The organism is Allohoeflea poritis (genome assembly GCF_027889715.1).
Classification (GTDB): Bacteria; Pseudomonadota; Alphaproteobacteria; order Rhizobiales; family Rhizobiaceae; genus Hoeflea_A; species Hoeflea_A poritis.
This window is the reverse complement of the sequence record NZ_JAPJZH010000001.1, coordinates 191,674-213,280: the sequence shown is the minus strand read 5'-3', so window position 1 is coordinate 213,280 and position 21,607 is coordinate 191,674. Positions and strand designations below refer to the sequence as shown.

The window sequence follows — 21,607 nt, the reverse complement described above, 5'->3', positions numbered from 1 at the left end:
GTCAGATATTCCCCGGCATCGGTTGCTTTCCGGCAGGGTCCACGCCCGGTTCCGGCTGGTCGGTCGGAAGCTTCAGGGTCGAGTGCTGACGCTTGCTCTCGATTGCCTCGACCTCGGCCGCGGGGATCGTGAACTCGTCATCGTCATTGCTGGCCCTCATGATCAGGATCGCCACCGCTGCGACGAGGCACAGCGCGGCCAGCCACCAGATGTGCCAGATCATGGCAAAGCCGAGGACGAAGCCGCCCGCGCCGAGGAACACGCCAGCAGCGGTGTTTTTCGGCATCGTTATGTCTTCGTAGCGTTCCGGTTTCGCGCCGACCACGCCGCGTCGTTTCATGTCGGCGAAGGCGTCGATGTCCTCGACCTTAGGGATGATCGCGAAATTATAGGGTGCCGGCGGTGACGAGGTCGCCCATTCGAGCGTCCGGCCGTTCCATGGGTCGCCCGTCGTATCGACCGCCTGTGCCCTGTCGCGCACGCTGACATAGAGCTGCATTGCGATGCAGAAGATGCCGACTAGGACAAAGACCGCGCCGATCGCCGCGACCACCAGGTAGGGTTGCCATTCCGGAACGTTGTAGTGCTCCATGCGGCGCACCATGCCCATGAAACCCAGCACATAGAGCGGCATGAAGGCGAGGTAGAACCCGATAATCCAGAACCAGAAGGCGCGGATGCCCCATGTCTCGTCGAGCTTGAACCCGAAGGCCTTCGGGAACCAGTAGTTCATGCCGGCCAGGTAGCCGAACAGGGCGCCGGGAATCAGCATGTTGTGGAAATGCGCCACCAGGAAGGTCGAATTGTGCATCAGGTAGTCGGCCGGCGGCAGGGCAAGCAGGACGCCGCTGACACCGCCGATCACGAAGGTGACGATGAAGCCGATCGTCCAGTACATGGACGGGTGAAACACGATGCGGCCCCGGAACATGGTGAACAGCCAGTCGAACACCTTCACCCCGGTCGGTACGGCGATGATCATGGTCGCGATGCCGAAGAACGCGTTCACATTGGCGCTGGAGCCCATGGTGAAGAAGTGATGCAGCCAAACAGTGAAGGACAGGATGCCGATGCAGCCGGTGGCATAGACGAGCGAATCGTATCCGAACAGGCGCTTGCCGGAGAAGGTCGCAACGACCTCAGAGTAGACGCCGAAGGCGGGCAGGATGAGGATATAGACTTCCGGATGGCCCCAGATCCAAAGCAGATTGGCGAAATTCATCATGTTTCCGCCATCGCCATTGGTGAAGAAATGAAAGCCGAGATAACGATCGAGGCCGAGCTGGATCGCGACGACGGTCAGGGCCGGGAAGGAAAAAGCGATCAGGATACTGACGACCAGCGTTGTCCAGGCGAACATCGGCATGCGCATGAGCGTCATGCCGGGCGCGCGTTTCTTCAGGATAGTCACCACGAAATTGATGCCGGTCATGGTGCTGCCGACACCGCTGACGAGCAGCGCCCAGAGCCAGTAGTCGACACCGACACCGGGATTGAACTCGATACCGGAATAAGGCGGATATCCCGTCCAGCCGGCAGTCGAGAACTTGCCGATGACGAGTGAGACAAGCACCAGGCCCGCGCCGGCCGCCGTCAGCCACAGGCTGATGGAGTTCATGAATGGAAAGGCGACGTCGCGCGCGCCGATCTGCTGCGGCGCGACGATATTGAAAAGCCCAGTCAGGAACGGCATCGCCATGAAAAACACCATGATCGTGCCGTGCGAGGTGAAGATCTGCTCGAAGTGCTCCGGTGGCAGGTAGCCGTCCGAGTTCAGTGCAAAGGCCTGCTGGGCGCGCATCATGATCGCGTCGATGAAACCGCGGATCAGCATGACCAGCGCCAGCACGATATACATGATGCCGATCTTCTTGTGGTCGACGCTTGTCAGCCATTCGGTCCACAGATAACGCCAGGCGCCGAGATAGGTGATGATGGCGACCACGAGCAGACCGCCGCCGACGGTCACGCCGGCGCCGGCCATTGCGACCCAGCTGTAGAACGGAAGTGCATCGATCGTCAGTTTTCCGAGCATGCTCGCCTCCGTTTCGGGCTACTGTTCCATTCCGGCCGCCGAATGTGCCGGCCGCGCAGCATATTTCGCCAGAATGGTCTCGAACAGGTTCGCCTCGTAGGTCGAATAATATTCGACATCGTGCGCGACACTCGGCTGGGCCAGCGTGGCGTATGCGACCTCATCCAGCGCCGTCTGCGATTGCCTGACTTTTTGGACCCAGGCGTTGAAATCCTCATTGGTCATGGAATGCGCCTGGAAATGCTGATCGGCGAAACCATCGCCGCTGAACATGGTATTGCGGCCGGTGAACTGCCCCGTCTCATCGGCGATCAGGTGCAGCCGGCTGGTCATGCCGGCCATGGCGTAGATCTGACCGCCAAGTGCCGGGATCATGAAGGAGTTCATCACCGTGTCGGATGTGATTCGCAGCGACAGCGGCCGCTCCTGCGGAAATGCCAGCTCGTTGACTGTCGCAATGCCGTATTCGGGATAGATGAACAGCCACTTCCAGTCCTGCGCGACGACCTCGACCTCGATGGGATTCTCCGTACCGGCAATCGCCTTGTAGGGATCGAGCTTGTGTGTCTCCGTCCAGAGAAGATAGCCGATCGCCGCGACGAGCAGGGCGGGTACAAGCCAGATAAGCGCGTCGATGCCGGCAGAATAAGACCAGTCGGGCTTGTATTGCCCCTTGCCGCCGTTTGCCCGGTAGCGCCACACGAACACGAATGCCAGCACAAAGACCGGTATCACGACGATCAACATCAGGTAGAAGGCGGTGAACAGCAAATCGCGCTCTGCAAGTGCGATCGGGCCTTTCGGGTTGAGGATGGGAGCCGTGCCGAGGCCGCAGCCCGACAGCAACGGGGCGGTCAGCAGCACCGGCAGCCTATTCAGTCGTCGCATCCCGGCTTTGATATCCACTTGTCCATCCCTACCAAGGGTTTGAGCAGCCTGCGGCGTTCGATTCAATCAGGCTTTGCGAACGAGTCGAGCCTCATCTTACGGCGGTCCTGATCGTTGACAAGCCGGCCATCGGATTTTCCTCAAGGAACACACGTAGGATGGCAGTATATCGAATATACAACCGCAGCGAGCTTTACGCGAACCGGCAATTATGGGAGGGTTGTGCAACAAAAAAGGCCCCGGATCGCGTTAACGACCGGGGCGAGTTGAGGGATACTCTCCCATAGGGAGCTGTTTGGAAATGGTCCGCTGCGGATACCGCGCGGACCATTTCAATTAGTGGTGCAACGCATGCGTTGCTTTGAGCCGTGAGAACAGTCCGCGGTTGCGGCAGTACTCGGGTGCGTTTGCCGGTTCATTCCTTGTTTCCAGCCACGCCTGACATTCATCGGCCTTTTCACAACTCAGGCACCGCATGGCGGCTCTGCGATAGATCGGCCCGACATTGTTCAACTCGGAAAGCTCCTTGCGGAGTCCAAGCTTTACCGTCATACGCTCAAACAGGCCGGCATGACGGTCAATGCGGGACAAAAAGCGCTTAAGATTCATAGTCATCCCTCCGTTCATTTTGCCGTTCGTGGCTGATATTACGCCCGCTGAAATTCGCACAATTTGATTTATGTCAAACTTTTCGGCGAATCCGGCCCGGTGCGGTGTCCTGCCGCAGCTTGCCCCGCAGGCGGAAAGGCTTGAACCTGTCTGAGCATTGGGTTAGAGCAAAGGGCGTGAATATGGCACCATTTGACCGTGCGATTTGGTTCTCTGGCGAGGCGGCTCGCACGCCGTGGTGTATCCCCACCACAAGTGCGGGCCAACGACGCCAGTGGGCAAAATCGCACGGCCCGCTCACCGCTGTGTTTCAACACGAAAGGCCCCGCAAGGGTGGCGGACAATCGGCCATCGGCTGTGTTGCGCCGCTTGCCCGATGCACCACATCGCGCGGCGCGACGCGCCTTGCCGAGTGAACCGATTGACCGCCATCAAATGATGCCATATTCACGCCCTTTGCTCTAACCGATATCGCGGCCTAACAACCCAATCGTTTTCCTGTAAAATCAAGCGGCAAGAAGCTTCGAAATGACGATAATCGACACACGCACGCCAGAACCCAAGCGACTGATTCCGGGAGCCACCGGTGAGTGGGAAGTCATCATCGGCATGGAGGTCCATGCCCAGGTGCTGTCGAATTCGAAGCTGTTTTCGGGCGCCTCGACGGAATTCGGCAACGCGCCGAACGACAATGTGTCGCTGGTTGATGCGGCAATGCCCGGCATGCTGCCCGTGATCAACGAGGAATGCGTACGCCAGGCCGTGCGCACCGGCCTCGGGCTGAAAGCGAAGATCAATCACCGTTCGATCTTCGATCGCAAGAACTACTTTTATCCGGATTTGCCGCAGGGCTACCAGATATCGCAGTACAAGGACCCGATAGTCGGAGAGGGGACCATCATCATTTCCGTCGGTCCCGACAAGAAAGGCGATTTCGAGGACATCGAGATCGGCATCGAGCGGCTGCATCTGGAGCAGGATGCCGGCAAGTCGATGCACGACCAGCATCCGTCCATGAGCTATGTCGATCTGAATCGCTCGGGCGTGGCGCTGATGGAGATCGTCTCCAAGCCGGATCTTCGTTCATCGGACGAGGCGAAAGCGTACCTCACCAAGCTGCGCACCATCCTGCGCTATCTCGGCACCTGCGACGGCAATATGGACGAAGGGTCCATGCGCGCCGACGTCAACGTTTCGGTGCGTCGGGTTGGCGAGGAATTCGGCACCCGTTGCGAGATCAAGAATGTGAACTCCATTCGTTTCGTCGGCCAGGCGATCGAACACGAGGCGCGCCGCCAGATCGCCATCCTGGAAGATGGCGGCAGCATCGATCAGGAAACAAGGCTGTTCGATCCGGGCAAGGGCGAGACACGGTCCATGCGCTCCAAGGAAGACGCGCATGACTATCGCTATTTCCCGGATCCGGATCTTCTGCCGCTCGAATTTGACGATGCCTTTGTCGAGGCATTGAAGGCGGGCCTTCCGGAACTTCCGGACGACAAGAAGGACCGGCTGATGGCCGATATGGGGCTTTCCGCCTATGATGCGTCGATCCTGGTGTCGGAGAAATCCATTGCGGATTATTTCGAGGCCGTGGCATCCGGGCGCGACGGCAAGACGGCGGCAAACTGGGTCATCAATGATCTGCTGGGCGCGCTCAACAAGGCGGGCAGCACGATTGAAGAAACGCCTGTCTCGCCGGATCAGCTCGGTGCCATCATCGATCTGATCAAGGAAGGCACGATCTCGGGCAAGATCGCCAAGGACCTGTTCGAGATCGTCTGGACGGAAGGCGGCGACCCGAACGCGATTGTCGAAGAGCGCGGCATGAAACAGGTAACCGACACCGGGGCTATCGAAGCCGCTGTCGACGAGGTGATTGCCGCCAATGCGGACAAGGCTGCGCAGGTCAAGGAAAAGCCGTCCATGGCCGGCTGGTTCGTTGGCCAGGTCATGAAGGCGACGCAAGGCAAGGCGAACCCGCAGGCGGTCAATGCGCTGGTGCGCAAGAAGCTCGGCGTGGAGTAGGGCATGTGGGTTCGGACGGCCAGCGAGCGGGATCTCGCCGAAATACGGTCGCTTCTGGTTTCCACATGGCACGACACCTATGACCGGATCTACGGTGTCGATAAGGTCACCGAGATCACCGACAGCTGGCATAGTATCGCTGCGCTGAGGCCGCGATTGACACAGCCGAACAGCGAATTCGTGGTCGCCGACGCAGGAGAGCGGATCTGCGCGGTTGCATTCGCGTCGTCCAAGGACGGTCGCGTCATCGACCTGCATCAGCTCTATGTGCTTCCGGACGCGCAGGGCAAGGGCGCCGGCGGCCTGCTGATGCACGAGGTCATCGATTCGTTTCCCGAGGCGAGTCGGGTCCGGCTTGAAGTCGAGGAAACCAACGCGCAGGCCATTGAATTTTATCAGAACAAGGGATTCGTCGAGGTCGGACGAACCGCCAATTGCGGCCAGGACGAATCCGGACTGCCCGCGCTCATTCTCGAGCGAAGTCTCGATTAGGCAGTCGGCCACGCAATTGGCGTATTCGCGTCGTCAGTTGGGTCTTGCAACTGGACAACGCGGCCCGGGCGGGGCATAAGGCGACAAGGTCAGAGAGCTGAATTCCGCACGAGGATATCCATGAAGAAATTCCTGCTCCATATGCTTACCTGGTGGAACGGATCAACTCCGGGAACACGGTTCTATACGTGGCGCAAGGGAACCAGGGTTGGTGAGGACGAATTCGGCAACGTCTACTATGAGGGCGACAAGGACAGCGAAGGCCGGACCCGCCGCTGGGTGATCTACAACGGTCTCTCTGAAGCCTCCGCCATTCCGCCAGGCTGGCATGGCTGGATGCACCACAGGACGGACATCTCGCCGGCAGACGAAACCTATGAGCCGCGCGATTGGCAGAAGCCGCACGAGCCCAACCATACGGGTACCGGCGCTGCCTATCGGCCGAAGGGCTCGATCCTCAATCCCGCGCACCGTCCGCGCGTCACCGGCGACTATGACGCCTGGACGCCCGGTTCCTAGGTGCACCATAAACGGATGCGGACCCGTTGGAACATGGTTGGCAAGCTCATCGCAAGGTTCCTGTTTCTGGTGTTGTGCACGTTGATCCCGGGCATGTCGTTTGCCCAGGATAACGTCGAGACCCAGGAACTCGCGCCGGCACAGGATCCGCGCATCTCAAACAAGGTCGCCGTCTTTTCCGGTATCGACAAGATTACCGGCCGCATCATTACGTTCGATGTCTATATCAACGAAACGGTTCAGTTCGGGGCGCTGCAGGTCACCCCGCGTGTCTGCTACAGCCGCGACGAAACGCAAAAGCCGAAGACAACGACATTTGTCGAGGTCGACGAAATCACGCTCGACCGAAAGATCCGTCGTATCTTCACGGGCTGGATGTTTGCCGATTCTCCCGGCCTCAACGCCGTGGACCACGCCGTCTATGATGTCTGGCTGAAGGATTGCCGCATGGAATCGGAAGTCCCGCCGCCGACCTGACCGGATCAAACGAAATTGGCTTCCAGCATCATGGCTTCGCTCAGAAGCGAATCGTAGGCTTCTTTCGGCACATCAATCGCGCCGAACCGTTTGAGATGTTCGGTGGTGAATTGCGTGTCGAGCAGAATGAATCCCTGCTGGCGCAGTCGTTTGACAAGATGAACGAGGCATACTTTCGATGCATCCCGTTCGCGCGAGAACATGCTCTCGCCGAAGAAAGCGCCGCGCAGCGAAACGCCATAAAGTCCGCCAATGAGCTGATTATCACGCCATGCTTCGACGCTGTGTGCATGGCCGAGGTCGTGAAGCTGGCAATAGAGCCGTCTGATCGTACGGTTGATCCATGTTTTCCGGCGTCCGGGCCCCGGTTCCGCACAGCCATCGATAACCGCTGTGAAAGCCGTGTTGATCCGCACTTCGAAACGGTTTTGGCGGCACGTCTTGGCCAGGCTTTTCGGGATGTGGAACTGATCCAGCGGTATGATCCCGCGAACCTCCGGCTCGACCCAGAATACCTCCGGATCTTCCGCCGACTCAGCCATGGGAAACAGGCCGCAGCTATAGGCCTTGATCAGCAGCTGCGGAGAGATGTTGAGACGGTCCTCACTCCTGTGCATGGTCCATTCGGTTTCCCGGTTTATACCATTTCGGACCATGACGAGGCTGATGGCTGACGAAACCTGCCGTGTCCGATCACACCGGTTGCGCCCGGCACAGCACCATTGTCAGCGGGCAACCCGCCCGGCCCAACTGTATTTGTATAACCACGCTTCAACCAAGGGCAAGCTTTGTGTGAGGTGACACCCGCTCCGTTCGCAATCGTGACGAGGGCGGTCTATTGGTTCTCGAGATATTTCTCCAGCCAATGGATGTCATAGTCGCCGTTTGCGATATCCTGATTTTCCAGCAGATCCATGAACAGCGGAATTGTCGTGTTGATGCCGTCAATGACAAATTCGCCGAGCGCCCTGCGCAGGCGCATCATGCACTCGACACGCGTGCGACCGTGAACGATCAGCTTGCCGATCAGACTGTCGTAGTAGGGCGGGATGGAATAGCCCTGATAGACACCGGAATCGACGCGCACGCCAAGCCCGCCCGGCGGATGATAATGGGTGATGCGTCCAGGCGATGGCGTAAAGGTCCTCGGGTCCTCGGCATTGATGCGGCACTCGATGGCATGACCATTGAAGCGGATTTCATCCTGGGTCACCGAAAGGCCGGCGCCTGATGCCACCCTGATCTGCTCGTTGACCAGGTCGATGCCCGTGATCGCTTCCGTGACGGGGTGTTCGACCTGTAGCCGGGTGTTCATTTCGATGAAATAGAACTGTCCGTTCTCGTAGAGAAATTCGACTGTCCCGGCGCCGCGATATTTCAGCTTCTTCATCGCATCGGCGCATATCTTGCCGATTTCGCTACGTTGCTGTTCGTTCAGCGCGGGAGAATTGGCTTCTTCCCAGACCTTCTGGTGGCGCCGCTGCAGCGAGCAGTCGCGCTCGCCTAGATGCACGGCGTTGCCGTTGCCGTCACCCATGACCTGAATTTCGATGTGCCGCGGCTTGCCGAGATATTTCTCGATATAAACGGCTTCATTGCCGAAGGCGGCGCCGGCTTCCGTCCGCGCCGTGGCAAGGGCAAGCGAAAGTTCCGATTCATTGTTGGCGACCTTCATGCCGCGACCGCCGCCGCCCGCCGTCGCCTTGATGATCACCGGATAGCCGATTTCAGAGGAAATTCGCACCGCTTCATGCTCGTCGGAAACTTCGCCGCCCGATCCCGGCACAACGGGAATTCCAAGTTCCTCGGCGGTTTTCTTGGCGGTGATCTTGTCACCCATGATCTGGATGTGTTCGGCGGTCGGCCCGATAAAGGTGATGCCGTGCGCTTCCAGAATTTCAGCAAATTTCGCGTTTTCGGAAAGGAACCCGTAGCCGGGGTGGACGGCGTCCGCACCGGTTATCTCGCAGGCCGATACGATCTGGTGGATGTTCAGATAACTGTCCCGGGACGCAGGCGGTCCGATACACACGCTCTCGTCGGCAAGGCGTACATGCATGGCGTCCGCATCGGCGGTCGAATGCACGGCAACGGTGGCAATGCCGAGCTCCTTGCAGGCGCGCAGAACGCGCAGGGCAATTTCGCCACGATTGGCTATGAGGATTTTCGACAGCATCAATCGGCCTATTCGATTACTAAAAGCGGTTCGCCGAACTCGACCGGTTGCGCGTCACTGACAAGGATCGCCGTCACTTTACCCGCCCGCGGTGCCGGGATCTGGTTCATGGTCTTCATTGCTTCGATAATCAGGACCGGCTCGCCTTCGTCCACTGTCTGACCGATCTGCACGAACGGATCGGCGTCGGGCGAGGGCGCAAGATAGGCGGTTCCGACCATCGGAGACGTGACGGCGTTGCTCATATTGGCACCGCTCTCGGTTGGCGCATCCGCGGCCGCTGCAGCAGCCACTGGTGCAGAAGGCGCGGCCGGGACAGGGGCAGGGGCGTATATCTGCGTGGCCGGCGCCATGGGCGTGCCGCTTCGGGAAACCCGAATGCGCAGATCGTCCTGCTCGATTTCGATCTCGGTCAGATCGGTTTCGGTCAGTATGTTGGCGAGATCGCGGACAAGATCCTGATCGATACCTGTTTTTCTTGTTGCCATCGGGTCGTGTCCTTTACGAACCTGTTCTTAGTTTTCGAAGATTTGTGCCAATGCCCGCAGGGCCAGCCCGTAGCTGTCCGGGCCGAAGCCGAGGATGACGCCGGCCGCAACAGGCGAAATCATCGATGTGTGCCGGAAAGCCTCGCGCGCATGAATATTCGACAGGTGCACTTCGACCACCGGGATGTCTATGGAACGAATGGCGTCGTGGAGCGCAATGGATGTATGGCTGTAGGCGCCGGGATTGATCGCGACGCCTGCTGCCTTTTCACCGGCTTCCTGGATCCAGTCGACCAGCTCGCCCTCGTGATTGCTCTGGCGAAAATCGACGGCAAATCCAAGCGTATTGGCCAGGTCGTGGCATTGTTTCTCTATGTCCGCGAGGGTACTGCCGCCATAGATGCCAGGCTCTCGTATGCCGAGGGCATTCAGATTGGGTCCGTTGAGGACGAACACTGTGCGGGCCATGGCATTACACCTGGAGAAATTTAGTCCCAGACATATAGACGGCCCGATGCGGAATAAAAAGCCCCGCTATTGGGAGCCGGCTTAAAATTCTGTTGGATAATTAATTGAATTGTGAAAACCGGCGCTTGCGCGCCGGTATTAGCCTTATGTCTCGGCCGTGTCCGGCCAGCTGGTCAACAGGTCGCGCTCTCACAGTCGCGCAGATTTGCGACCTTGCCCATCAGCGTCGGAATTCCCACCGCGCCGAAAACGGCCTCGTCGCCGACGATATAGGACGGCGTTCCGGAAATGCCGAGACCGTCGGCGATCCTGTAGGATTCGCGGAAGCTCTCGGTAATGGAATCCTCGTCCATGGCCGCCTGCAACTTGGCCTCATCGATGCCGAGCTTCTTGGCAACGGCAATCGCGCTGTCTTCCGTCGCACGGTCGCGACCGCCAAGCAGTTCCAGGTGAAACGCCTCGTATTTGTCAGGCGCCACGAGCCGAACGGCTACGCTCACGCGGTGCGCAGCGATCGAGTCGTCGCCGAGGATGGGAAATTCCTTCAGGATGAAGCGGACATTCGGATCGCTGGCAATGATCTCTTCCATGTCCTTCAGCGCCCGCTTGCAGAAGCCGCAATTGTAGTCAAAGAACTCGACAATGGTCACATCGCCTTCCGGATTGCCGAGGACGACATTGTGCGGCGAATTGTAGATGGCGTCGCGGGAATCGGCGATGACCTGCTTCGCCTGCTCACGCTGGATGCTTTCCTGCTTGGCCTCGTATGCAGCCTGAACCTCGAAGAGGATTTCCGGGTTCTCGATCAGATATTCCCTGATGAACTGCCCGATTTCCTCTTTTTCCGCATCATCGAGTGCGTGGGCCGGCAGAGGGGCGGCAACAATATGTGCAGCAATCACCGCGCCCCCGAGATATCCGCAAAGTTTCCTGATCATGATTGCCTGTTCCTTCCAGCCGGCTCGCGGCCACTATTTTGATTTGTATTTGACGATGTCGTTCGCCCGTTGCCAGCTCGGCGTGCCCTTTTTCATTTTCTGCTGGGCTCGCGCGGCAAAGCGTTTTGCGTCCCGGACTTTTCCTGCCCTGAAGTAACCTTCGGCCTGGGTCAGCTCCGCATTGGCCACATCACCCGCCTTGGCGTAGGCACGGGACAGATAGGTGTAGGCGTTGAAGTTGTTCGGATCTGATGTGAGGGCCGCCCGAAGTTCTCTTATGGCTTCTTTCATCAGGGAAGGATCGCCCGTCGAAACATAGGCGAAGCCCAGTCGGCCCCTGAGGATGCCGGATTTGTATTTGTCCAGTTGTACGGCCTTGGCAAAAGCCGAGGCCGCCTTTGCTGGCTGTCGCGCCTTGAGATAAATTTCGCCTTTCATCTCATGGAGATAAGCGTTGTTCTTGTCACCGGCGATCAGCTTGTCGATCTCGGCCATTGCCCGCCTTGTATCTCCCCGCAGATAGGACGATATGGCCATACCGTATCTGGCGCCGACATTCTTTGGATTGTTGCGGAATACACGTCCTACGGCCGGCGCGCCGCCGGAATAGGCTGCGATCTTGCCGCGGATCATGTCGTGCCGCCTTTGAAGAGAAGCCGAATCCTTCTTGTTGTAGTGCTTGCTCTTCTTGGCCAGTTCCTCAAGCAGGGCAATCCGGTCCCGCGGCAGCGGGTGGCTTTGCTCATAGGGGTTGGCACGAACGCCGGCCAGGACGTTATTCTGCGAGAACCGCTGGAATGTGGTCAACATTCCCTTCGCGGATTGACCCGTCGCGTTCAGATATTTGATGGCCGCGCGGTCGGCGGTGATTTCTTCCGAACGGCGATAGCTCAAAAGGGCCCGTTGCGCGACTGACGGTGCCACCTGCGCGAGGCCGCCACCCACCGCCGCTGCGCCTTCGGTGCCGCTCAGGCTGCCTGCCGCCGCCGCGCCAATACCGGCAAGCGCGCCGACGACCGCGAGCGTGCGTGCGCGCGCGATCTGTTCTCGAAGCCTTTGCTGGTGGCCACCCGCCAGATGGCCGGATTCATGGGCGATCACGCCGATGATTTCATTCGGCGTCGCGGCCGTCGCCAGGGCGCCCGTGTTCATGAAGATCCTTCGCCCGTCGACAAACGCGTTAAAGGAGGGATTGTTCACCAGAATGATGTCGATTCCCTTGCGGCTGAGGCCGGCGGCTTTGAATATCGGCCGCGCATAATCAAGCAGAAGGCCTTCGATCTCCGCATCCCGGACAACAGCGATACGCCCTTGTGCGACTGCCAGCGACACCGGTGTGTAAACGATGGCAAAGCTCAACAGGAACAAGAGGATGGTGCGCATGAGGCTCGAATAAAGCGGCAATGTTGCGGACCTTTTACATCGGTGTGCGGACATAGTGGGGATTCTCCTGGCGACCATAGCAGCCATTTGCGCGCAATGCACAGTGCGTCATATTGAACTTCGCGTGAATGTGATTGCGCAAACACGGTTGTGATCGCCATGCCAATCGGGCATTTGTGAGGCGCAGCGAACTCGATCGGGAAGCAATTGTGATCAAGACATCCGGGCGCAGCGCCATCGAACCCTTTCATGCGATGGACGTCCTCGCAGAGGCCACGAAGCGGAAAAGGGACGGACATCCCGTCATATCAATGGCAGTCGGTCAGCCGGCGCACGGTGCGCCGCGTGCCGTGGTCGATGCGGCCAGAAATGCGCTGCGGACCGAACGTATCGCCTATACCGATGCCTTGGGCAGGTTGGAACTGCGCGAGAGGATCTCCCGCCATTACCGTACCCACTATGGCGTCGACGTCGATGCAAGCCGGATTGCGGTGACCACGGGATCTTCGGCCGGCTTCAATCTCGCCTTCCTGACAATGTTCAATGCAGGTGATCGTGTTGCGATCACGCGACCCGGATACCCGGCATACAGAAACATCCTGACCGCGCTGGGCCTTGAGGTCGTTGAAATTCCGGCTGGGCAGGCGACCGATTTCACCTTGAGCCCCGGATTGCTTGACGAAGCAGCAAGCCGGCATGGACGGATTTCAGGGGTTCTGCTCGCCAGCCCGGCCAATCCTACGGGAACCGTGACTGCACGAAAGGCTTTGTCAGCGCTGATCGACTATTGCGACGCCAACCGGGTAACCTTTCTTTCGGACGAGATTTACCACGGCCTGACCTATGCGGGCGAAGAGACGACCGCTTTGTCAGTTTCCGACCGGGTTCTGGTAATAAACTCGTTCTCGAAATACTACTGCATGACCGGATGGCGCATCGGCTGGATGGTATTGCCCGACGCTGCGATCCGCCCACTGGAACGGGTCGCTCAGAGCCTTTACATAAGTGCGCCGGAACTGTCCCAGATCGCTGCCTGCGCGGCATTTGACGCTACGGAGGAACTCGAAGCGATCAAGAGCGGCTATGTGGCCAACCGGCAATTGTTGCTGGAGCGCCTCCCGAAAATTGGCTTTGAAATTGCCTCGCCGATGGATGGCGCCTTCTATGCCTATGTGGATGCCGGACGGTTCACCAACGACTCGATGCAGTTCTCGAAAACCATGTTGGCGGAAATCAATGTCGCGGCGACACCCGGACGGGATTTCGATCCGGTCGAGGGGCATCGGACGATACGGTTTTCCTATGCCGGCTCCCATGCCGAAATGGAAGAGGCGCTTGACCGCATGGCTGCCTGGTTGTCCTGAGACGATACGATGAACAGCCAGCCGGAAAACCGGCTGGCCGAATTCACCTGATCAGAGAAATCCGCGCCGTTGCCACCAGCCGCCCCTTTTCGGCTTGGCGTCCGTGGTTTCTTCGTCGGCCGTTTCACTAACGGTGGACGTCAGTTTCGGTTCGCTCGAAGCGTCGTCACTCGAGCTTCTGCGACGCCGTTTGGGTTTCTCGGCCACTTCCGGCTCGATATCGGCAGCAGACGTCTCGACCGCTTCCGACGCAGCCACATCAGCGACCGCAGCAGCAACGTCTTCGGCATCGGCTGCAGCTTCGGCGGGCGCTGCTGATTCCTCCTCAGTCTGCTTTTTGCGTGATCCGCGACGGCGTTTCGGTTTTTCTTCCGCCGGCTGGTCCACGTTTTCGGCCTGCGCGCTCACCTCTATCGTGACAGCCTCGGCCGCCGAACTTTCATCAACTGCTGCTACCTGCTCAACGGTTGCATCATCGGCTTCCGGCTGCTCCGCAGAGCTTTCAGCGGCTTCTGCCGTTTCCTGTTCCCGGTTGCGCTTTCCACCGCGCTTGCCGCGGCGCCGACGTTTCTTGCGGAACTCGCCATCATCATCGGAACGTTCTTCCGCATCGGTCTCCCGTTCGCCGGAGCCGTCTCCGTTGCTGGAAGCGTCAGCCTGTGCATCACCGCGATCCTCGCCGCCGCGGCCGCCCCGGCGGCGTCTGCGGCGTTTGCGCTTGCGGCCATTGCCTTCATCGTCCGTCGGCTGCACCGCCAGATTGTCTTCGGCATCCACATCGGCATATTCGGTATCGACCTGCACGGCATTTTCGATGACCACAGGCGAATCCACCGGCTCGCCCTGGTCGATCGCAATATGCTGAAGGCCCACATCGGAATCGGCCTCGACCGAAATCATAAGGCCGAACCGGTTTTCGAGCTCGATGATCGTATCGCGCTTCTGGTTCAGAACGTAGAGCGCGATTTCGGGCAGGGTGCGGATGGTGATGTTGTGCGTCGTGTTCTTGAGCAGATGCTCCTCAGCCGAGCGCAGGACGTGCAGCGCCACCGATGAGATGGACCGGACATAGCCTGTGCCGCCGCAGGTGTCGCAGACCTGCATGGTGCTTTCCAGAACGCTCGCGCGAATGCGCTGGCGCGACATCTCCAGCAGGCCGAAATGCGAGATGCGACCGACCTGAATACGGGCGCGGTCGCTTTTCAGGCAATCCTTGAGCTTCTTCTCGACGGAGCGGTTGTTGCGCTTTTCTTCCATGTCGATGAAGTCGATGACAATCAGCCCCGCCAGGTCGCGCAGGCGTAGCTGACGGGCAACTTCCTCCGCGGCCTCGAGATTGGTGCGCAGCGCCGTATCTTCGATGGAGTGCTCCTTGGTGGAACGCCCCGAGTTGACGTCGATGGCTACCAGTGCCTCGGTCTGGTTGATGATGATGTAGCCGCCCGATTTGAGCGTGACCTGCGGCTGCAGCATTTTGTCGAGCTGGGCCTCAATGCCGGATCGCGCGAAAATCGGCTGCACATCGCGATAGGGCTGCACCGCCTTCGCATGGCTTGGCATCAGCATTTTCATGAAGTCCTTGGCTTCACGATAGCCGGCTTCACCGGAGACGATAACCTCGCCGATATCCTTGTTGTACAGATCCCTGATCGACCGTTTGATCAGGCTGCCTTCCTCGTATACGAGGCACGGCGCCGTTGAGGTCAGGGTGAGGTTGCGGACATTTTCCCACAGCCGCATCAAATATTCGAAGTCGCGCTTGATCTCGCTCTTCGTGCGATTGGCACCGGCCGTACGCAGAATGACGCCCATGCCCTGCGGCACTTCCAGGCCGCGCGCGATTTCCTTGAGGCGTTTGCGGTCCTGCACATTGGTGATTTTGCGAGAGATGCCGCCGCCGCGTGCCGTGTTCGGCATCAGCACGGAGTAACGTCCGGCAAGCGACAGATAGGTTGTCAGCGCGGCGCCCTTGTTGCCGCGTTCTTCCTTGACGACCTGCACCAGAAGAATCTGACGCCGCTTGATGACCTCCTGGATGCGGTACTGCTTGCGCTGTTTGCGCGCCCGGTCCGGAACTTCTTCCAGCGCGTCTTCGGCGCCGACGGATTCAACGGACGCATCGCCGTCATCATCGTCATCATCGCCGTCGTCGGCATCATCACCCTTGTCGTCCGGCCTTTTCAGGCTTGCGGCTTCCGCTTCGTCATCACCTTCGGACGTTTCGGCTTCGTCATCCTCCTCGTCTTCATCGGTTTTCTTGACGTTTACGGATTCGGAAACCTCGTCCGCATCGATTGCCGCGGCAATCGTATCGGGCGGCGTCTCATCGTCGCCTTCGGTATCGGTGTCCTGATCATCCGCCGCGGACCCGGCAAGTGCCTCGTCTGACCCGGTCGCTTTGGTCTTGGCCTCGCTGTCTGACGGGTCGGGTTCAGAGCTGGTCGCATCGCCCGTATCGGAGGTCGGGCGTTCCGCATTCGCTTCGGTCTCGGCGGTCCCGGAAGGGTCAGCCGCATCGGCGACCGAGCGGTCCTGATCGTCAGTATCCGCTTGTGCTGCACTCGCTTCCGCGGTTTCCGCCTTTTTGTCCTTCCGCGATTTGCCTCGGCTGCGGCGGGAGCGGGATTTTTTCTTGGCGGGTTTTTCTACCTCGTCATCGTCGTCTTCGCGCGCCTCTGCGGCCTCCGCTTCAAGCAGTGCCTGACGGTCCGCGACTGGGATCTGGTAGTAGTCCGGATGAATTTCGGAGAAGGCGAGGAAACCGTGGCGGTTGCCGCCATATTCCACAAACGCCGCTTGCAGGGAGGGTTCGACCCTCGTTACTTTCGCCAGATAGATATTTCCGCGCAGCTGCTTTTTGTGCTGCGATTCAAAGTCGAATTCCTCAATCCGGTTTCCACGAACGACGACGACGCGCGTTTCTTCCTCGTGGGACGCGTCGATTAGCATTTTGTCTGCCATGTAAGAGATGCTCCTCGGCGACAGCCGGCAACGCATTCAGGCCCGGAGGTTTGGTCCGAAGCTTTATTGTTGCCGTTGTGCCGAAATTGATACGTCCTGGCCGAATTCGGAGCATCACGTCTACAGGGTCCGGAGCACCGCAGGTCCGGAAATCCTTGTCAGTAACTGTAGCCGGTTGCATTTCCATCCAAATTCCAGACAGGAAACTTATGAACACTAGGTCTGTTTCAGACCGATGAGTTTTGCTTCCTTGGGAGAAGCATACGGCCATTGCCGCAATTCGATGCCCGGTATTGCCCGGGCTCCATCGATTCAGTCCGAGAAGTTTAGCTGCTATGACGTCAGACGAATTGGCTTATGGCGCCCCGAATTCCTGAAACAGGTGGCTGCCGGAATTGCCGATTCTATCTCGTCAGCATGTCAACCCTCGTCTCCGCTTTTATGTTCTTGAATTCATTCTGGCAAGGGGAAAGCTGTTCGACTCTGTAAGAATGGTTTACCGCCGGGACAAATTGGCCGGCGCTTGGCTGAGCGTCCCTCGGCCCGCCCTGATCTGTGCACAGGCCCTGCGGTCATGGGCGCGTTTGCGGCCGTTTCTCCGCATCTGGAACGGTCCGTGCTTCGGCGTGCGGCAACGGTTGGGATGCGGGTTTGCAACACCGATCGAACAAGTCCGCTTTTCTCTGCTCACAGCTTGCGGAGAGGCGGCGATTCGTACATTAAGGATCGATCCGCTTCGCGCGTCAGCAGCTTTGTTTCGCCAAAGCCGGAAGAACCCAAGGTTCCACATTCGATGAAGATATCCGCCGGACCCGGCCGCACCATATTCTTCCTGAATTGCTTCATCACCGCCGTGGCTGCTCTGTTCCTGTCCGGTACGATCAGTTATGTCTTGGCCCAAGAAAGTGATCAGAATCAAATAGTTGCATTCGATTTTCGGATCGCGGGCGACGAAGTGCGAACGCGTATTGTCATCGAATTCGAGCAACAGCCCGAATTTTCGTTCCATCACCTGCCGTCACCTTACAGGCTGGTTGTCGACCTTCCTGAAACGATCTTCGGCTTTCCGGACAAGGCGGCCCGGCCACGTGGCTTGATCACCGATATCCGTTATGGAGCCATGGCGCCCGGCCGCTCACGCGTCGTCCTGACGGCGCGTGGACCGATCAAGGCTGAAATGGCGAAGGTTCTTGAAAACGACGCTGAAGGAACCTTCAGGCTGGTTCTGGATATTGCCGCCACCTCAGACACCGAATTCGCTCGGCTGGTCAGTGAGCAACGCTGGGATGGCGCGGCCGAACCCGATGTCGCAATGGCTGAGCCGCGGAACGGCGCGGACGACATCTTCACCGTCGCCATCGATCCGGGGCACGGCGGGATCGATACCGGAACGCGAGGCCGCAACGGAACGCAGGAGAAGGACATAACGCTGGCGTTCGGCCAGACCCTGAAGTCGGTCCTGGAGGAGGCGACCGATGCCCGGGTCGTGCTGACGCGCGACGACGACCGTTTCATATCGCTCGGTGAACGGGTCCGTGTCGCCCGTCAGCACGGTGCCGACCTGCTGGTTTCCATCCATGCGGATTCCTTTCGGCTGCGTGGCGTTCGCGGTGCCACGGTCTATACGCTTTCGGACAGGGCATCCGACGAGATGGCACGGCAACTGGCGGACCGCGAAAACAAGTCTGACCTGATTGCCGGCCTGTCTCTTGAGGACGAGCCGGATACCGTTGCCGACATTCTCATCGATCTGACGCGCCGGGAAACGGAAGTCTTTTCAATTGGCCTTGCCCGCGAAGTCATCGATGCGTTTGACGGAAGGATCAACCTGATCACCAATCCGCACCGTTCGGCAGGTTTCCGGGTCCTCAGGGCGCCCGAGGTGCCATCTGTTCTCGTTGAGTTGGGTTACCTGTCCAATGTTGAGGACGAGGAACTCTTGAATGACCCCGAGTGGCGACAAAAGGCGGCCGAATTGCTGGTCGAGGCGATAAAGGCCTATCGCGAGAAGATCGGCAACGTCAGCAATTGACCATGCGAGCGCTGTTCGAATCCCTTTCCCGGATTGTGTGATAGATGCCACATTGAATAAGTAACATCCTAGATTATCTTATTAAAAACGGTTTAAGCCCTATTTTCCGCACATTCGACACAGTAGTCGGTGTATAGTGGAGGGCGACCCGACTCGCTCTACGGCAGAGGCAGCACCGGTAGGAATCTATGCTTAGGTTGATCGGATATTTGTTTGGAATGGGCGCGGTCCTGTTTTTCGTGGCGGCACTGGGCGTTGCCTGGTACGTCGGAGACGTGGCCCGCGACCTGCCGGATTACGAGGTTCTCAGCACGTATGAACCGCCGGTAACCACCAGGATCCATGCCTCGGACGGGGCGCTCATGGCCGAACACGCCAGGGAGCGCCGGCTTTATATTCCGATCCAGGCGGTCCCGGACCGGGTCAAGGCCGCATTCCTCTCTGCGGAAGACAAGAATTTCTATCAGCACAACGGACTCGACTACACCGGTCTCGTTCGCGCTGTGATCACCAATGTCGAGAACTTTTCCTCCGGCAAGCGGCTGGTCGGCGCTTCGACGATCACCCAGCAGGTGGCAAAGAACTTCCTGCTCACGTCCGAACAGAGATTTGAGCGCAAGGTGCGCGAAGCGATTCTCGCCTTCCGCATCGAACAGGCCTATTCCAAGGACCGCATTCTGGAACTGTACCTCAACGAGATTTTCTACGGCCTCAACTCCTACGGCATTGCCAGCGCGGCGCTGACTTACTTCAACAAGTCGGTCAACGAACTGACGCTTCCGGAAGCGGCCTATCTGGCTGCTCTGCCCAAGGGACCGTCCAACTACCATCCATACCGCAAGACCGATCAGGCGATTACCCGTCGTAACTGGGTGATCGACCGCATGGTCGAGAACGGCTATGTCAAGCAGGCGGATGCCGACAGCGCCAAGGAACAGCCGCTCGGCGTCAATCCGCGCATTGGCGGCGCGAATCTGTTTGCGTCCGATTATTTTGCCGAAGAGGTCCGCCGGCAGATCATCGCCCGCTACGGCGAGGATGCGCTCTATGAGGGCGGGCTTTCCGTGCGCACGACCCTTGACCCGCAACTTCAGGTCAAGGCGCGTCGGGCGCTGCAGCGCGGCCTGATGCGCTACGATGTCAAGCAGGGTTATCGCGGTCCGGTCACCAACATCTCCGTCAGCGGCGATTGGGGCATCGCGCTTTCCGAGGTCGATCCGCTCAGGGACCTGCCTGAATGGCGTCTCGCCGTCGTGCTGGATGCCGATGATGAAAAGGCAACCGTCGGTCTGCGCCCGACCCGTTCGGCTTCAGGCAAGGTGTCCGAGGAACGGCAGACCGTGGCGCTGGCCGGGGCCGACATGGAATGGGCGTACCGGGTCAGAACCGACGGAAAGGCCAGCAAGGTCAAGACCGTTGCCGAGATCCTCAAGCCCGGCGACGTTGTCTATGTCGAGGAAGTCGCCGCCGGCGACGATGGCAAGAAACACATATTGCGGCAGTTGCCGCAGGTTCAGGGCGCCATTGCGGCAATCGATCCGCATACGGGCCGCGTTCTTGCGCTGGTCGGCGGGTTTTCATACGCGCAGTCGCAGTTCAACCGCGCCACCCAGGCGATGCGCCAACCCGGCTCTTCCTTCAAGCCGTTCGTCTATGCCGCTGCGCTTGACAATGGCTACAGCCCGGCCTCGGTGGTGCTCGACGCGCCGATCCAACTGGTGTCCGGCGGGGAACTTTGGCAGCCGAAGAACTATGGTGGCGGCTCAGCCGGCCCGTCGACATTGCGTCTCGGCATCGAACGCTCGCGCAACCTGATGACGGTGCGCCTCGCCAAGGATATGGGCATGAACCTTGTCGCCGAATATGCCGAGCGTTTCGGCATTTACGAAGACATGCTGCCGGTGCTGGCCATGTCGCTCGGCTCCGGCGAGACCACTGTACTGCGGATGATTTCCGCCTATGCGGTGCTGGCCAATGGCGGCAAACAGATCAAGCCGTCGCTGATCGACCGCATTCAGGACCGCTACGGCAAGACGATCTTCAAGCACGAGGAACGCACCTGCGATGCCTGCACGGTCACCGATTGGCAAAATCAGCAGGAGCCGGAAGTGGTCGACAACCGCGAGCAGGTGCTCGATCCGATGACGGCCTATCAGGTGACATCGATGCTGGAGGGTGTCGTGACGCGCGGCACCGCGGCAGGCAAGGTGAAGCTCGAGCGTCCCGTCGCCGGCAAGACCGGCACGACCAATGAGGAAAAGGATGCCTGGTTCGTGGGCTACACCCCCGATCTCGTGGCGGGTGTCTTTATCGGCTTTGATACCCCGACGCCGATGGGCCGCGGCTCGACCGGCGGTGAGCTGGCGGCGCCGATCTTCAACGAATTCATGACCGCTGCGCTCGAAGAAAGCCTGCCGGTGGATTTCCGTGTGCCGCCGGGATTGCAGCTCATTCCGATTAACCGCAAGACCGGCATGGAAGCCCAGCCGGGCGAACCGGATGTGATCTACGAGTCCTTCAAACCGGGCACCGGACCGGCGGATTTCTTCTCCGTTATCGGCCTGGAGGAATATGCGACGGGCGAGGAAATCCTCAACGTGTCGCCGCAGGCAAACCGCGCGATCATTTCCGGAGCCGGCGGACTGTACTGACAATCCGATTTGGATAAACGCCAGGCGCGGTTCCGCCGCGTCTTTACTTGCCGTGAGCGTGTGACTATGGTCCGGCCCGGCTGACGGCCGCAATGCGA

Annotated in this window: 16 protein-coding genes and 1 pseudogene; 7 read left to right on the top strand and 10 right to left on the bottom strand. The window is 59.2% G+C overall.

Annotation, left to right across the window (positions count from 1 at the left end):
• Window position 1: 1 nt before the first annotated feature.
• The 3 genes from cyoB to OOZ53_RS01005 form a co-directional block, all read right to left on the bottom strand.
• On the bottom strand, window positions 2-2,035 hold the full coding sequence (gene cyoB / locus OOZ53_RS01015) for a cytochrome o ubiquinol oxidase subunit I (RefSeq protein ID WP_271087418.1): 2,034 nt from the start codon (window positions 2,033-2,035) through the stop codon (window positions 2-4).
• Between the two features lie 18 nt (window positions 2,036-2,053).
• A complete protein-coding gene (gene cyoA, locus OOZ53_RS01010; RefSeq protein WP_271087417.1) occupies window positions 2,054-2,923 on the bottom strand; it encodes a ubiquinol oxidase subunit II in 870 nt (289 codons plus the stop codon).
• Between the two features lie 336 nt (window positions 2,924-3,259).
• Window positions 3,260-3,532, bottom strand: a complete 273-nt coding sequence (locus OOZ53_RS01005) for a DUF6455 family protein (protein WP_271087416.1) — start codon at window positions 3,530-3,532, stop codon at window positions 3,260-3,262.
• A 528-nt stretch (window positions 3,533-4,060) separates the two neighbouring features.
• Between OOZ53_RS01005 and gatB the strand changes: the two genes are divergently transcribed.
• From gatB to OOZ53_RS00985, 4 genes are all read left to right on the top strand, one after another.
• Window positions 4,061-5,560, top strand: coding sequence for an Asp-tRNA(Asn)/Glu-tRNA(Gln) amidotransferase subunit GatB (gatB, locus tag OOZ53_RS01000; protein ID WP_271087415.1), 1,500 nt, complete (start codon window positions 4,061-4,063; stop codon window positions 5,558-5,560).
• 3 nt (window positions 5,561-5,563) lie between these two features.
• Complete coding sequence (locus OOZ53_RS00995; RefSeq protein ID WP_271087414.1) at window positions 5,564-6,052, top strand: GNAT family N-acetyltransferase; 489 nt, start codon at window positions 5,564-5,566, stop codon at window positions 6,050-6,052.
• A 120-nt stretch (window positions 6,053-6,172) separates the two neighbouring features.
• Window positions 6,173-6,571: an NADH:ubiquinone oxidoreductase subunit NDUFA12 gene (locus OOZ53_RS00990; protein ID WP_271087413.1), complete on the top strand. Its 399-nt coding sequence runs from the start codon at window positions 6,173-6,175 to the stop codon at window positions 6,569-6,571.
• A gap of 93 nt (window positions 6,572-6,664) precedes the next feature.
• On the top strand, window positions 6,665-7,048 hold the full coding sequence (locus OOZ53_RS00985) for a DUF2155 domain-containing protein (protein ID WP_425499092.1): 384 nt from the start codon (window positions 6,665-6,667) through the stop codon (window positions 7,046-7,048).
• Window positions 7,049-7,053: 5 nt separating this feature from the next.
• Here OOZ53_RS00985 and aat read toward each other — a convergent pair whose 3' ends face one another.
• From aat to OOZ53_RS00955, 6 genes are all read right to left on the bottom strand, one after another.
• The gene (gene aat, locus OOZ53_RS00980) at window positions 7,054-7,665 is read right to left on the bottom strand and encodes a leucyl/phenylalanyl-tRNA--protein transferase (protein WP_271087412.1); all 612 of its coding nucleotides are present in this window, start codon (window positions 7,663-7,665) and stop codon (window positions 7,054-7,056) included.
• Between the two features lie 218 nt (window positions 7,666-7,883).
• Window positions 7,884-9,224 carry an acetyl-CoA carboxylase biotin carboxylase subunit gene (accC, locus tag OOZ53_RS00975; RefSeq protein ID WP_271087411.1) on the bottom strand — a complete coding sequence of 447 codons (1,341 nt, stop codon included), beginning with the start codon at window positions 9,222-9,224 and terminating at the stop codon, window positions 7,884-7,886.
• A gap of 8 nt (window positions 9,225-9,232) precedes the next feature.
• On the bottom strand, window positions 9,233-9,712 hold the full coding sequence (accB, locus tag OOZ53_RS00970) for an acetyl-CoA carboxylase biotin carboxyl carrier protein (protein WP_271087410.1): 480 nt from the start codon (window positions 9,710-9,712) through the stop codon (window positions 9,233-9,235).
• 27 nt (window positions 9,713-9,739) lie between these two features.
• Window positions 9,740-10,180 carry a type II 3-dehydroquinate dehydratase gene (gene aroQ, locus OOZ53_RS00965; RefSeq protein WP_271087409.1) on the bottom strand — a complete coding sequence of 147 codons (441 nt, stop codon included), beginning with the start codon at window positions 10,178-10,180 and terminating at the stop codon, window positions 9,740-9,742.
• A 173-nt stretch (window positions 10,181-10,353) separates the two neighbouring features.
• Window positions 10,354-11,118, bottom strand: a complete 765-nt coding sequence (locus OOZ53_RS00960) for a DsbA family protein (RefSeq protein WP_271087408.1) — start codon at window positions 11,116-11,118, stop codon at window positions 10,354-10,356.
• A gap of 33 nt (window positions 11,119-11,151) precedes the next feature.
• Complete coding sequence (locus tag OOZ53_RS00955) at window positions 11,152-12,501, bottom strand: M48 family metalloprotease (protein WP_425499091.1); 1,350 nt, start codon at window positions 12,499-12,501, stop codon at window positions 11,152-11,154.
• Window positions 12,502-12,710: 209 nt separating this feature from the next.
• Between OOZ53_RS00955 and OOZ53_RS00950 the strand changes: the two genes are divergently transcribed.
• Window positions 12,711-13,865 carry a pyridoxal phosphate-dependent aminotransferase gene (locus tag OOZ53_RS00950; protein WP_271087406.1) on the top strand — a complete coding sequence of 385 codons (1,155 nt, stop codon included), beginning with the start codon at window positions 12,711-12,713 and terminating at the stop codon, window positions 13,863-13,865.
• 812 nt (window positions 13,866-14,677) lie between these two features.
• On the opposite strand, the pseudogene OOZ53_RS00945 reads toward OOZ53_RS00950, so the two are convergent.
• Window positions 14,678-16,826, bottom strand: a pseudogene (locus tag OOZ53_RS00945) (Rne/Rng family ribonuclease); the annotation flags it as partial.
• Between the two features lie 793 nt (window positions 16,827-17,619).
• Here OOZ53_RS00945 and OOZ53_RS00940 point away from each other — a divergent pair.
• Window positions 17,620-18,858 (top strand): N-acetylmuramoyl-L-alanine amidase, encoded by a 1,239-nt coding sequence (locus OOZ53_RS00940; RefSeq protein ID WP_271087404.1) that lies wholly within the window; start codon window positions 17,620-17,622, stop codon window positions 18,856-18,858.
• Window positions 18,859-19,046: 188 nt separating this feature from the next.
• Complete coding sequence (locus OOZ53_RS00935) at window positions 19,047-21,509, top strand: penicillin-binding protein 1A (RefSeq protein ID WP_271087403.1); 2,463 nt, start codon at window positions 19,047-19,049, stop codon at window positions 21,507-21,509.
• Window positions 21,510-21,607: the final 98 nt, after the last annotated feature.

What these genes read in the sequence shown, in the direction of transcription:
- OOZ53_RS00940 (WP_271087404.1), top strand. Translation starts at nt 17,620, where the DNA reads ATGAAGATATCCGCCGGACCCGGCCGCACCATATTCTTCCTGAATTGC.
- aroQ (WP_271087409.1), bottom strand. Translation starts at nt 10,180, where the DNA reads ATGGCCCGCACAGTGTTCGTCCTCAACGGACCCAATCTGAATGCCCTC.
- cyoB (WP_271087418.1), bottom strand. Translation starts at nt 2,035, where the DNA reads ATGCTCGGAAAACTGACGATCGATGCACTTCCGTTCTACAGCTGGGTC.
- OOZ53_RS00960 (WP_271087408.1), bottom strand. Translation starts at nt 11,118, where the DNA reads ATGATCAGGAAACTTTGCGGATATCTCGGGGGCGCGGTGATTGCTGCA.
- OOZ53_RS00985 (WP_425499092.1), top strand. Translation starts at nt 6,665, where the DNA reads ATGTCGTTTGCCCAGGATAACGTCGAGACCCAGGAACTCGCGCCGGCA.
- accC (WP_271087411.1), bottom strand. Translation starts at nt 9,224, where the DNA reads ATGCTGTCGAAAATCCTCATAGCCAATCGTGGCGAAATTGCCCTGCGC.
- OOZ53_RS00935 (WP_271087403.1), top strand. Translation starts at nt 19,047, where the DNA reads ATGCTTAGGTTGATCGGATATTTGTTTGGAATGGGCGCGGTCCTGTTT.
- OOZ53_RS01005 (WP_271087416.1), bottom strand. Translation starts at nt 3,532, where the DNA reads ATGAATCTTAAGCGCTTTTTGTCCCGCATTGACCGTCATGCCGGCCTG.
- cyoA (WP_271087417.1), bottom strand. Translation starts at nt 2,923, where the DNA reads ATGCGACGACTGAATAGGCTGCCGGTGCTGCTGACCGCCCCGTTGCTG.
- aat (WP_271087412.1), bottom strand. Translation starts at nt 7,665, where the DNA reads ATGCACAGGAGTGAGGACCGTCTCAACATCTCTCCGCAGCTGCTGATC.
- OOZ53_RS00955 (WP_425499091.1), bottom strand. Translation starts at nt 12,501, where the DNA reads ATGCGCACCATCCTCTTGTTCCTGTTGAGCTTTGCCATCGTTTACACA.
- gatB (WP_271087415.1), top strand. Translation starts at nt 4,061, where the DNA reads ATGACGATAATCGACACACGCACGCCAGAACCCAAGCGACTGATTCCG.
- accB (WP_271087410.1), bottom strand. Translation starts at nt 9,712, where the DNA reads ATGGCAACAAGAAAAACAGGTATCGATCAGGATCTTGTCCGCGATCTC.
- OOZ53_RS00995 (WP_271087414.1), top strand. Translation starts at nt 5,564, where the DNA reads ATGTGGGTTCGGACGGCCAGCGAGCGGGATCTCGCCGAAATACGGTCG.
- OOZ53_RS00990 (WP_271087413.1), top strand. Translation starts at nt 6,173, where the DNA reads ATGAAGAAATTCCTGCTCCATATGCTTACCTGGTGGAACGGATCAACT.